Origin of the sequence: Mycolicibacterium thermoresistibile, from assembly GCF_900187065.1 — a bacterium.
GTDB lineage: Bacteria > Actinomycetota > Actinomycetes > Mycobacteriales > Mycobacteriaceae > Mycobacterium > Mycobacterium thermoresistibile.
Genome location: NZ_LT906483.1, coordinates 457,033 through 469,577 on the forward strand (window position 1 = coordinate 457,033; position 12,545 = coordinate 469,577).

Consider the following 12,545-nt stretch of genomic DNA (forward strand, 5'->3'; position numbering starts at 1 on the left):
AGACATGTCGGGGTTGTTGCACGAGACTGACGAGCACCGAGCGATCCGGGAGACCGTCGCCGGGATCGCACAGCGTTACGGTGTTCACTACTACCTCGAACGCGGCCGTGCCGGCGGGAACATCGACGAGCTCTGGAAGGATCTCGGCGCGGCCGGGCTACTCGGCGTGCACCTCCCGGAGGAGTACGGCGGTGGCGGCGGTGGCATGGCCGAAGCGGTCATCGTGGTGGAAGAGCTTGCCGCCCACGGGATGCCGCTGCTGATCTGGGTGATCTCACCGGCCATCTGCGGTAGCATCCTGGCCCACCACGGGTCGGACGCCATGCGGAAGGACTGGCTTCCGACCATCGCCGACGGCTCGCGCAGGATGGCCTTCGGTCTGACCGAACCGGACGCCGGATCCAACAGCCACAACGTCAAGACGACCGCCCGGCGTACCGATTCGGGATGGGTGATCTCGGGCTCGAAGTACTACATCTCGGCGGTCGACGAGTCCGACGCGATCCTGCTCGTCACGCGCGACGCCGACCTGTCGACACCGGAGAAGTCGAGACTGTCGCTGTTCGTGGTGCCGACCGATGCGCCGGGGCTGACCTATCAGCAGATTCCGACGTCGATCGTGTCGCCCGACAAGCAGTTCACGGTGTTCCTCGACAACGTCGAGGTCGGTGAGGAGGCCCTGATCGGCGAGGCGGGCAACGGCCTGCGCCAGGTGTTCGACGGCCTGAACCCGGAACGGATCATGGTGGGCGCACTGTGCGGCGGCATCGGTCGATACGCCATCGGGAAGGCCGCCGAGTACGCCAAGGAGCGTACCGTGTGGTCGACGCCGATCGGCGCCCACCAGGGGGTGGCCCACCCGCTGGCCGAATGCCACATCGCGGTGGAGCTGAGCCGGTTGGTGACGGCACGCAGCGCCGAACTGTTCGACGCCGGGGAACCCGCCGGCGAGGCGGCCAACATCGCCAAGTTCGCCGCCTCGGAAGCCGCGCTGAAAGCGCTCGACCAGGCAATCCAGACCCACGGCGGCAACGGACTGTCCTACGAGTACGGCCTGTCGGAACTGTGGTTCGTCACCCGCCTCATGCGCACCGCGCCGGTCAGCCGGGAGATGGTGCTGAACTTCGTGGCGCAGACCTCGCTGGGTCTGCCCCGGTCCTACTGAGAATCGAGCTGAGGAGACAACAGATGACGACCGAGCAGGAGTTCGACGCCATCGTGATCGGCGCGGGGGCAGGCGGGTTGTTCACCGCGGCCCGGCTGGCACACCAGGGATTCCGCACCGTGGTGGTGGAGCGACTCGACAAGGTCGGGGGCCGCGCGTCCACCGACGACATCGACGGGTTCAAGGTCAACAACGGGGCCATCGTCATCGAGACGGGTGGTATCACCCAGCAGACCTGCGAGGAGGTCGGCGCCCCGTTCGACATCCGGGAACCGAAACCGCCGATCCTGTACCGGATCGGCGGCAAGAACGTCGACGTGACCGGCGGTGGCTGGGGTTTCCTGTTGGGCAAGCTGACCCGCCAGGGCGCCAAGCTGGTGAAGGGGATCGGGGCGGCGCGCAACGACTCCGGTCTGCCCGAGGACGAGATCTCCACCGCCGAATGGGTGGCGAAGTACACCAAGAACGAAGGCGTGCACGGCATTTTCCGCAACATGTGCGCCTCGGTGTTCGCGGTCGGATCCGAGGACCTGCCCGCACGGGTCTTCCTGACCTACTTCACCCGCAAGAGCGCGTTCAAGAGGTTCGGATTCCATCCCGAGGGCACCATCGGATTGTGGAGGGGGTTGGCCGGGGCCGTCGAGCGGCACGGCGGACAGGTGTGGCTGTCCACGCCGGCGACGAAGATCCTCACCGACGGGACTGCCGTGCAGGGTGTCGTGGTCGAGCGTGACGGCCGGCAACTGACCCTCACCGCGCCGGTGGTGGTCAGCGATGTCGGGCCGGCGGCCACCGTGACCCTGCTGGGCGAGGAGAACGTGCCCGCGGACTATCGGAAGATGGTCAAGAAGGGCGATCGGCCGACGTCGATGATCTCGGTCAACTTCGCCAGCCGGGAACGGTTGGTCGACGTGCCCGGGATGCTGAGCTTCGCGAAGTCCCGCCGCCTGGCCTACATCGCGAACTTCACCGACACCTGTCCGGAGATGGCGCCGGAGGGTTGGAACCTGTACGTCGGCACCGCGGTCCCCAAGCCCTCCATCGGCGACTTCGACCAAGCCGCCGAGACCGAGTTGCTGCTGCAGGATCTGCGGGACAACATCGACGATTTCGACAACCGGGCGCGCATCCTCAACATCGCGATCACCCGGGACGACTGGCCGCCGCAACGCGCGGTCGCGGGTTTCGATCTGCCGCACGACACCCCGTTCGCGAATCTGTGGAATGTCGGGGACGGCGTGAAGGAATACGCCAACGGCGGCACCACCGCCTGCGCGGAGACCGCGAAACTGGTGGTCGACAAGATCCTGGCGAGTCATCGGCCGGCGGCTTCACGCTGATCTGTCGGATACGAAAGCGGCGGGTCCACCGGGCCCGCCGCTTGTCGTCTCACTCGATCACCGGCACTCCGGGACCATCACAGGGGGACCATCACAGGCACTTGAGCGCGGTGTAGCTCTCGTTCTCCAGGATCTGCGCCGCGGCGCGGGTCGCCATCGCCGCGAACATCTTGTCACCGCGCTCGGTGGCCTGCACACCCAGCGACACGGGGACGGTCAGCATGAGCCCGAAGACCGCATGCGCCCGGTACTCCAGCCAGCAGCGGTCGGCGCTGTAGCCCTGCACGCCATGGGACAGCAGCCGGCGATGGTATTCGCCGACCAGCTCACGTTCGTGTTCGGCCCGGTGGTCCTCGGTCATCGAGTTGCCGAGGAAGTAGGACACGTCGATGACACCGGGCCCCGAGGCCACGCTCTGCCAGTCCACGACGGCGATCGGGGTCGCCCCGGCCTGCGCCCCGAACAATAGGTTGTCGAGCCGGAAGTCACCGTGCCACAGACTGCGGTGTTCGGTCAGCGTCTCCAGCCATGCCGACACGTGATCGCCGAGCTGCTCGACGACCGGAATGTGCTCGGGCCGGAGGTGTGCACCGAAACGGTCCAACCACATCGGGGTGATGTGGGGTATCGCATCGGCGAGCTTGGCCCAGGCGCCCTGGGCGGGCAGCCAGTCGTTGTCCCGCAACGCGGCGTGCGCCCACGAGGACCCGTGCAGCGCCGCCGCTTGTCCGAGCGCGAGATCGGCCTGGTCGGCGGTGCATCCGCTGATCTGGTCGATCGTATCGGCCGGACCCATGTCCTCCAGCAGGAGCGCGAACCCACACCGGTCGTCGGCGATTTCGGCGAAATAGCACTCCGGCGTGCGGGTCGCGGCGAGGCCGGACAGGTGCTGGTAGTACCGCACCTCCCGTTCATAGGCCCCGGTCGCGACGGCCATCTGCCAGCTGGTCTCGTCCGTGCTCGAGATCTTGGCGATGAGGGTGTCCGGTGCCGAGCCGGAATCCCCGGCGTAGCCGAGGGTCAACCGGTAGCTGCTGGCCATCTGACCGGTTCCCACCGGTTGCGACTCGACGGTCGTGACTGTCAGCGCCTCCCATCCGGGGCGCCGGCGCAGCACGGCCGCCAGCGCCTCCGGGGTCAGCTCGGCGATGGTGTAGTCGGTGAATGCCATCAATCGGCGGCCTTTCCTGAGCGGATCGCGCGGTACGCGGGAACGATCGGCTCCAACTCGCGGGGCGAGGCGCCGTGCAGGATGACCCCGTCCGCGCCGAGTTCCAGCTGAGCCCTGATCTTCTCGGCGCACTGCTCCGGGCTGCCGGTGGCCGCCGGCGCGAGCCATTCATCGGGCAACAGCGTCGCGATGTGCTCGAGCTGCTCCACGGTGGTGAACGGGCTGTCGATCACCTTCACCGGGCCGCCGGGCGGCTGGAAGGTCTGCACCACAGGATCCCCGCGGAACCGTTCCAGCACCGCGGGATCCCAGTCGTTGGTGCGCACCATCAGATCGCCGTACGCCTGCAGATAGGTCGCGAGCCTGCCGACCGTCTTCCGTAGCCGCAGTTCCTCGGGCAGATGATCGCCGATGGTGGCGAAGCAAGACCACACCTGAACCTGCTCCGGGTCGCGGCCGGCCGCCTCCGCGGCGTCTTTGACGGTCTTCACACAGCGCTCGAGCGTTTCGTCGGTGAAGAAGGTGTGCAGGATGACCTTGTCGAAGGCCCTGCCGGCCAACGCCAGCGAATTCGGCCCGAACGCCACCATGCCCAGTTTGACGTCCTCGTCGAAGTTGGGATCCAGGCGCAGCGCGGGATAGCTGCCGATCGGACCGTCGTGGCCGACGACCGTCTCGCCCCGGAACAGCCGGCGCATGACCGCGGCGAAGTCCCCCATCTGCGCGGTGGTGATCTCCGGCATGCCGAAAACCCGCTGGACGGGCACCACCCCGCAGCCGATGCCGAGGGTGAACCGGCTCCCGGTGAGCCGGTGCATGGTGGTCGCGAACGCGGCGGTGACGATCGGATGGCGGATGTTGTGATTCGTCGCCGCCGTGGTGATCTCGAGGGTCTCGGTCAGCGCCCACCGCCCCGCTGATCGTCGCGGCCTCCTTGGTGGAGAACCGCTCGGAGATGAAGCACTCGCCGAACCCGAGCCGTTCCGCGTCGCGGACCTCGGCGATCAGGTCGCGCGGATGGTTCGCCTGTCCGGCGAGGGTGTAGAACCCGATCTCGGGCATCCGGCTTGTCATGAGGCGACCTCCGCGGGCGCCAGCACACGCCGCAGGAACGCCACCTGATGGGCGACGGCCCGGTCGTGGCAGGACGTTCCCGGATAGACGTCGAAATGGTCACAGGGGTAGCGGTGCACCGTCGCGCCCAGCCGGGTCGCCGCCCGGGTGGCCGCCGCCGGTGGCGCGGACTGATCATGATCGGCGATCTGCATCAGCACCGGGCACTGCACCCGGGAGACATCCGCAATCGGACGGTAGGTACCCATCTGCAGGAACAGCCGCGCCGCGATCGCGTTGCGCCAGGACGGTCCGGCGGTGGTGAGCATGCCCTCCACCGCGCCCGGAGCGGTGAGCGCCGCGAGCTCACCGGGATGTCCGACGATCGGCGCCGGCACCGGTGGCCGCCCCAGCGCGGCGGCCAGGACGTCGGACAGTCCGCGGCCGACCAGTTTGGCCAGATGCACCGGTCCGTTCGCGCGGGCCAGGGTGGCCACTGCGGCCAGTCCGTCGACCGCGGGGGTCACGCTGATCACCGCGGCCACCGCCGGATCCTCGGCGGCCACCTTGAGCACATGCCCGCCCGACAGCGACACCCCCCACACCGCCACGCGGCGGGCGTCGACGTCGGGCATCGACCGGAGGTAACGCAGTGCCGCGTGATAGTCCCGGATCTGGCCCCGCAACGACACCAACTGCCTCGGGGTGCCGTCGGATTCCGCGAAGTTGCGGTAGTCGAACGTGATCACGTCGGCTCCGGCATCCGCCAACGCCGCCGCGAAACCCGCCAAGCCGCTGTCCCGGGTGGCACCCAGACCGTGCGCCATGACCACACCCGGACGGCCGTTGGGACCGCGCAACGCGTCGGAGGTGGCGGGGAAGTGCGATGCGGCCAACATCGCACCGCCCTCGGCCGGGATACGTAGCGGATTGGACATCTCGAATGCTCCTTACCGAAACAGAATGGGCCGAAACGAGATCGAACCGAAACCCACCGATGTCACACCGCGTCGGCGGCTGCCGCCTCGGCCCGGCCGGCGAGCCGGACCGGTCCGTACCTGGCCACGCGGCACCGCCCGGCGGGGAGTTCCCGCTTGCGGATGTCGCGTTCGTAGTCGAAGTAGTCGACCTGCTGGGTGTGCCGCGGCCGGTTCTTGAAGTGCCCGATGTACTTGCGTTCGTCGGCCGCGATGACCCGGTGCATTTCGGCCTCCGTCGGCAGCCGGTACGACCCGCCCAGATAGGCGGCGGCCAGTCGGGCCTGGCACTCCACGAACGGGAACAACGTCGGGAGCGCCTGCGCGAAGCCGACGAAGACCAGATCGTCGATTCCGGGCTTGAACATCCGCTTGTACAGCGGCAACCGGTTGTCGGGTGCGCAGAGGAATTCCGGGTCGAAGAACGGGAACGTGATGTTGTATCCGGTGGCGTAGATGATCACGTCCGCTGCCACCCGGGAACCGTCGGTGAACACCACATGGTCGCCGTCGAGTCGTTCGATGTCGGGCTTGGCTATCGCGTCGCCGGAGCCCAGCCGCATCAGCAGTTCGGCCGACTGGGTCGGATGGGCCTCGAGGAACTTGTGATCCGGGGTGGGCAGACCGTAGTGCTCCGGGTTGCCGAACAGCAGTCGGGGCAGGATCTGCTTGGCCCGCCGCTGCCAGGACAACGGGATCACCGGCAGGGTGTACGCCAGTTTGTCCGCGGTCAGGCCGAGGATGTACTTGGGCACCACCCAGGCGCCGGACCGGGTGGACAGGTAGACGTTGTTCTGCCAGGCCTTCTGCGACAGTTCGGACACCAGATCGGCGGCCGAGTTGCCGATGCCGACCACGACGATGCGCTTGCCCCGGAGGTCGAGCGGTTCGGTGGGGTCGATGTAGGAGTGCGAGTGGATCGTCTCACCGGTGAAGTGGCCCGGGAAGTTCGGTAAGCGCGGATCCCAGTGGTGTCCGTTGGCCACCACGAGCGCATCGAACCGGCGCCGGCTGCCGTCGCTGATCTGAAGTTCCCAGCCGCCCCCGTCGAGTCTGTGCGCGTGTTCCACGGCGGTCTCGAACTCGATGTGTTCCCGCAGTCCGAAGGCGTCGGTGTAGTCGTCGAGATATTCCTTGATCTCGCTGTGGTGCGGATAGTCCGGCAGATTCCTATCCATCGGGAAGTCCTTGAAGGACAGTAGGTCCCGCGATGTGTCGATGTGGAGTGATCGGTAGGCGCTGGAGTGGCCGTTGGGGTTGCGGAACGCCCAGTTGCCACCGACCCGGTCCGACGACTCGAAGCACACGTATTCGACACCGGCGTCGCCGAGGTTCTTTGCTGTGGTGAGACCGCTGATCCCGGCGCCGATGATCGCGGTACGCGGGGGCCTGTACATCTTGTCTCCTGGGTGCTGTGCCTGATCGTCCGACGCCACCGTAAGCCCGAGTCGCCCGGAGGGACCGGTGTTTCCCAAAAAAATCGAATATTGATTCATCATCTCGTCCTCAACGAGCGAGATCCCCTGTAGAAATGAGAGAGAACCACCAGTATCTCGGGCATCAAAGCCCGCTTAAACTATGTTTGAAAGTGGCGCTGTCGTATCGCGGCAGTGCGCCTACGCAGGAGGCGAGAGTGAAAACCAAAGCAGCGGTTCTCTTCGAGTTCGGGGCCCCGTGGAGTATCGAAGAGGTCGATCTCGATCCGCCGGCAGAGGGTGAGGTGCTGGTGGCGTGGGAGGCCAGCGGGCTGTGCCACTCGGACGAGCACCTCCGCCTCGGCGATTTCGGCGGCCCCATTCCGGAGGTGGCGATGATCGGCGGGCACGAGGGTGCCGGCCGCATCGTCGAGGTCGGCCCCGGCGTGCGTGGTCTCAAGGAAGGTGACCACGTGGTCGCCTCATTCATCCCCGCCTGCGGCCGGTGCCGATTCTGCGCCACCGGACAGTCGAACCTGTGTGATCTCGGCGCGCTGCTCATGACCGGTACGCAGCCGGACGGCACCTTCCGCCGCCGCGTGAACAGCAAGAACGTCGGTGCCATGTCCTTCGTCGGAAGTTTCTCGCAGTACGGATCGATTCCGGAGGCGTCCGTCGTCAAGATCGACGACGACATCCCGCTGGCGCGCGCATGCCTGCTCGGATGTGGTATCACGACCGGCTGGGGCTCGGCCGTGAACACCGCCGCGGTGGAACCGGGCGACACCGTCGTGGTGTGGGGATGTGGCGGTATCGGCAGCGGGGCGATCCAGGGTGCGCGGGTGGCCGGTGCTGAGCACATCGTGGCGATCGACCTCGTGGAGTCCAAGCGCGAGAAGGCGATGCAGTTCGGCGCAACACATTTCGTCACCTCCGTCGAGGAGGCGACGGCCTTGGTCGCCGAGCTCACCCGCGGTGTGATGGCCGACTCGGTGATCCTGACCGTCGGTGTGTTGCGCGGAACGATGATCGAAGAGGGACTCAACATGACCCGCAAGGGCGGTGCGGTGGTGATGACCGCGATCGCTCCGATCACCGACCAGGCCGTCACCATGTCGATGGGGGCGGCCACCCTGTTCCAGAAGCGGGTGCTCGGCAGCCTCTACGGCGAGGCGAATCCGCGGGCCGACATCCCCCGGCTGCTGCGCCTGTATCGCAACGGTCAGCTGCTGCTGGACGAAGTCGTCACCGCCGAATACAAGCTCGAGGACATCACGGCGGGGTATGACGACATGCTTTCCGGCCGCAACATTCGCGGCGTGATGGTTCACCAGCACTGATTTCGCGCTGACCCGGCGGTTTGCCGTGGGCGCGGTAGCTCAACCCGGCCGCGCCCACGACGCCGGGATCTCCGCCGATGCACCCGGGTGAGACCGCATCGTTCTCGCCGGTATCGGACTGAGCGGATCGCGTTGGGGTCTCGACCTGGGCAAGCTGCGCCCGCGGTGCCCGAGATACGACAGTTTTGAAACACAATTTCGCGGATGAGCGGGACCACCACCATTCTGCGGATATCCGGATCAGGCGTGGCACCCAGAGCCGATGCAACGTTTCTGACCTGGTGTTTCGCTGCTCCAGCATGTGCGGTGTAGGGAGAGTTTTGGCGTCAGTGTGACATCGGTCATGTGATTGGCTACTATGACAGCCGTCAAGTGGCACCCTTCTGGCGGCTGAATTTAATCAGTTTTAGAGAGCGGGTCAGCGATGGATCTGTGTAGTGCAACCACCGACGGCAGGGAGGTTTGATGTCGTATCCGGGAGCGCATGCGGCGACCGCGCCGGATCGCCCTGCGGTCGTCATGGCCGGCACCGGCGCTGTCTTGACGTACGGACAGCTGGAGGACCGTTCGGCCCGACTGGCCGCCGCGTTGCACATCACCGGGCTGCGTTCGGGTGACGTGATCGCCCTGCTGACTGACAACACGGCGACCGCGTTCGAGGTGTACTGGGCGGCGCTTCGTTCGGGTCTCTACATCACGGCGATCAACTGGCATCTGGCGCCTGAGGAGGCGGCCTACATCGTGTCGGACAGCGGCGCGAAGGTCGTTTTCTGCTCGGCCGGGGTGCGCGATCTGGGCGAACAGGTCGCGAAGCTCGTCACTGACGTCGAGCAGTGGTATGCGTTCGGGGGCCCGGTCGACGGCTATGCCAGCTACGACGGGCTTTTGGCATCCGCCGGTGACACCCGCCTGACCGACCAGCCCCGCGGTTCGGAGATGTTGTACTCCTCGGGAACCACTGGGCGGCCCAAAGGCATCAAGCCGCACCGGATTCCGGTTCAGATCGATGAACCTGCGGATCCGATCGTCGGGTTGCTACAGCACGCGTTCGGGGTGAGTGACGATGACGTCTACCTGTCGCCCGCGCCGATCTATCACACCGCACCGCTGAAGTGGTGCGGTGCGGTGCATGCACTGGGCGGAACAGTCGTCCTGATGGAACGGTTCGACGCCGAACAGACATTGGACGCCATCGAGAAGTACCGGGTGACGGCCACTCAGATGGTGCCGACGATGTTCGTCCGGATGCTGCAACTGCCGGAAGAGGTTCGGTCTCGGTACGACGTGTCGTCCCTGCGGTTGGCGGTGCACGCGGCCGCGCCGTGCCCGCCGGATGTCAAGGACGCGATGATCCATTGGTGGGGACCGATTCTCGTCGAGTACTACGGTGCCACCGAACAGCACGGCACGACGATCATCACCACCGAGGAATGGCGCACCAAGCGGGGTTCGGTGGGCAGGGCGGCGATGGGCATTCTGCACATCTGCGATGACGCCGGTGCCGAACTGCCCCCCGGTGAGATCGGCACCATCTACTTCGAGCGCGAGGTAGCCCCGTTCGTCTACCACAATGATCCGGAGAAGACTGCGCAGTCCCGTCATCCACAGCATGAGAACTGGTGCACGGTGGGCGATGTGGGTTATGTCGATGAGGACGGTTATCTGTTCCTGACCGACCGCAAGGGGTTCACGATCATCTCTGGCGGGGTGAACATCTACCCCCAGGAGATCGAGAACGTCCTGACCCTGCATCCGAAGATCTTCGATGTGGCGGTGATCGGTGTGCCGGACCCCGAGATGGGCGAACAGGTGAAGGCCGTGGTTCAGTTGCGCGAGGGCGTTGAGGCGTCGGATGAATTGGCCGCGGAGATCATCGCCTATGTGCGCGAACGCATTGCCCATTACAAGGCACCCCGGTCGGTCGACTTCGTCGATGAACTTCCCCGGCTGGCCACCGGAAAACTAGCCAAACGAGTTCTGATCAATCGCTACCAGGAGGCAGCACGATGACCACCGAGACCACCGAACCCCGCGTCGACCGGCCGCCGTTCGATCCGATCTGCATCTCGACCCTGGAGTTCTGGTCCAAGACCGCCGAGGAGAGGGAGCCGTACTTCAAGATCCTCCGCGATGAGCGGCCCGTCAGCTGGCACCCGCCGATCGAGGGCACCATGATGCCCCCGCCGGTGGACGGGGTGTGGGCGATCACCCGCCATGAGGACATCGAGTACGTCAGCAAGAACCCGCAACTGTTCTGCTCGGGTCAGGGCACACAGGTCGAGGCGATCCCGCCGGAGATGCTGGTGCTGGCGGAGTCGTTCCTGTCGATGGACGGAGAGGAGCATTCCAGCCTGCGGCGCCTGATCAGTTCGGTGTTCACCCCGCGGCGGCTGTCCATCATCCGCGATCAGGTGAACAATCAGGCCAAGCAGATCGTCGACGACTTCGTCAAGACCAAAGAGGGCGACTTCGTCGAGCAGGTCGCCAAGAAGCTGCCGATGTGGACGATCTACGAGATGGTGGGCCTGCCGCCGGAGAAGCGCGATGAGACCACCCGCCACGCCGACGGCATGGTGTCGTGGGCCGACCCGGAGGTCGCCGCGGGCCGCGAACCCATGCAGGTGATCCTGGAATCGCTTACGGCGCTGCGGGAAACCGCCATGGAGCTGGCCGATCAGCGTCGCGCGGAACCCACCGACGATCTGATGTCGCAGCTGGTGCAGGCGGAGGTGGACGGGCGGCGGCTCACCAATGACGAGCTCGGCGCGTTCTTCGTGCTGTTGTCGGTGGCGGGCAATGACACCACGCGGAACAGCACCTCGATCGCCACGATGGCGCTGCAGGAGTTCCCGGATCAGAAGGAGTTGCTGCTCAACGACTTCGACGGGCATATCCACACGGCCATCGAGGAGTTCGTGCGCTGGGCGACCCCGGTGATGACCTTCCGGCGCACCGTCACCGAAGACACGGTGCTACGCGGTCAGGAGCTCAAGCAGGGCGACTGGGTGCTGCTGATGTACTCGTCGGGCAACCGTGACGAGCGGGCCTTCACCGATCCGCACAAGTTTGACATCCGGCGCAAGCCGAACCCGCACGTGGCGTTCGGCGGTGGCGGACCGCACTACTGCATGGGCGCTTTCCTGGCCAAGATGCAACTCGAGGCGATGTTCCGCGAACTGCTCTTCCGCGCCCCGACCCTGCGGGTCGGCGAACCGTCGTATCTGCGCAGCAACTTCATGCGGGCCGTGAAATCGCTGCCCTACACCCTCGATTAGGAGTTCATCGATGTCTGAATTCACCAATAGGCGCTATGTCGTCACCGGGGCGGCGTCGGGAATCGGTGACGCGACCGCTCGCAAGCTGCTTGCCGCGGGTGCGGAGGTCACTTCCATGGACCGCAATCCGCCGAGCGCCCCGGTCAGCAGGCATATCGAGGTGGACCTGGCGAACCCGCGCAGCATCGACGCGGCCGTGGAACAGCTCGAGGGCAGCTACGACGGGCTGATGAACATCGCCGGAATTCCCGGCACCGCACCGGGTGAGACGGTGCTGGCGGTCAACAGCCTCGCGGTACGCCACCTGACCGAGGCGTTTCTCGACCGGCTCAACAGCGGGGGCACGGTGACCACGGTGTCCTCGACCGCGGGCTTCGGCTGGCCCGAGCGACTCGAAGCGATCCGTGACCTGCTGGCCACCGAGTCGTTCGAAGACGGTGCCCGCTGGTTCAAGGAGCATCCGCAGCAGGGCAACGCCTACAACTTCTCCAAAGAGGTCACCACCGTCTACACCATGACGATGGGCCTGACCGCGGCACAGCGGGGAATCCGCATCAACGCGGTGCTGCCCGGTCCGGTCGAGACGCCGATCCTCGCCGATTTCGAGGAGTCGATGGGCAAGGACACCCTCGACGGGGTCAAGGCGCTGCTGGGGCGGCACGCCAGCCCCGACGACATCGCCGATGTGGTGGTGTTCCTGGCATCCGATGCCGCCCGGTGGATCAACGGACAAGCGGTCGCGGTCGACGGCGGAATCACCGGAGCGGTCGCTTCCGGTGTCGTGCCTAAACCCGAATTCTAGAGGGATG

9 protein-coding genes and 1 pseudogene are annotated in these 12,545 nt (G+C 66.1%); 6 read left to right on the plus strand and 4 right to left on the minus strand.

Going from position 1 to position 12,545, the window contains the following annotated elements; translation table 11 throughout:
- The first annotated feature begins 4 nt into the window (after positions 1-4).
- On the plus strand, positions 5-1,165 hold the full coding sequence (locus CKW28_RS02030) for an acyl-CoA dehydrogenase family protein (RefSeq protein ID WP_003923908.1): 1,161 nt from the start codon (positions 5-7) through the stop codon (positions 1,163-1,165).
- 23 nt (positions 1,166-1,188) lie between these two features.
- Complete coding sequence (locus CKW28_RS02035) at positions 1,189-2,505, plus strand: phytoene desaturase family protein (protein WP_003923907.1); 1,317 nt, start codon at positions 1,189-1,191, stop codon at positions 2,503-2,505.
- Positions 2,506-2,596: 91 nt separating this feature from the next.
- Here CKW28_RS02035 and CKW28_RS02040 read toward each other — a convergent pair whose 3' ends face one another.
- The 4 genes and pseudogenes from CKW28_RS02040 to CKW28_RS02055 form a co-directional block, all read right to left on the minus strand.
- Positions 2,597-3,676 carry a phosphotransferase gene (locus CKW28_RS02040; protein WP_003923906.1) on the minus strand — a complete coding sequence of 360 codons (1,080 nt, stop codon included), beginning with the start codon at positions 3,674-3,676 and terminating at the stop codon, positions 2,597-2,599.
- A pseudogene (locus CKW28_RS02045) lies at positions 3,676-4,750 on the minus strand (TIGR03857 family LLM class F420-dependent oxidoreductase). The gene CKW28_RS02040 and the pseudogene CKW28_RS02045 overlap by 1 nt, the downstream one beginning before the upstream one ends.
- Complete coding sequence (locus CKW28_RS02050) at positions 4,747-5,667, minus strand: alpha/beta hydrolase (protein ID WP_003923904.1); 921 nt, start codon at positions 5,665-5,667, stop codon at positions 4,747-4,749. The pseudogene CKW28_RS02045 and the gene CKW28_RS02050 overlap by 4 nt, the downstream one beginning before the upstream one ends.
- 62 nt (positions 5,668-5,729) lie before the next feature.
- The gene (locus CKW28_RS02055; RefSeq protein WP_003923903.1) at positions 5,730-7,103 is read right to left on the minus strand and encodes a flavin-containing monooxygenase; all 1,374 of its coding nucleotides are present in this window, start codon (positions 7,101-7,103) and stop codon (positions 5,730-5,732) included.
- Between the two features lie 236 nt (positions 7,104-7,339).
- On the opposite strand from CKW28_RS02055, the gene CKW28_RS02060 reads away from it, so the two are divergent.
- The 4 genes from CKW28_RS02060 (at position 7,340) to CKW28_RS02075 (ending at position 12,538) form a co-directional block, all read left to right on the plus strand.
- Positions 7,340-8,461, plus strand: coding sequence for an NDMA-dependent alcohol dehydrogenase (locus CKW28_RS02060; RefSeq protein ID WP_003923902.1), 1,122 nt, complete (start codon positions 7,340-7,342; stop codon positions 8,459-8,461).
- Between the two features lie 465 nt (positions 8,462-8,926).
- Positions 8,927-10,471, plus strand: coding sequence for an acyl-CoA synthetase (locus CKW28_RS02065; RefSeq protein ID WP_050811876.1), 1,545 nt, complete (start codon positions 8,927-8,929; stop codon positions 10,469-10,471).
- On the plus strand, positions 10,468-11,736 hold the full coding sequence (locus CKW28_RS02070) for a cytochrome P450 (RefSeq protein WP_003923900.1): 1,269 nt from the start codon (positions 10,468-10,470) through the stop codon (positions 11,734-11,736). The genes CKW28_RS02065 and CKW28_RS02070 overlap by 4 nt, the downstream gene beginning before the upstream one ends.
- Positions 11,737-11,746: 10 nt before the next feature.
- Complete coding sequence (locus CKW28_RS02075) at positions 11,747-12,538, plus strand: coniferyl-alcohol dehydrogenase (protein ID WP_003923899.1); 792 nt, start codon at positions 11,747-11,749, stop codon at positions 12,536-12,538.
- Positions 12,539-12,545 lie beyond the last annotated feature (7 nt).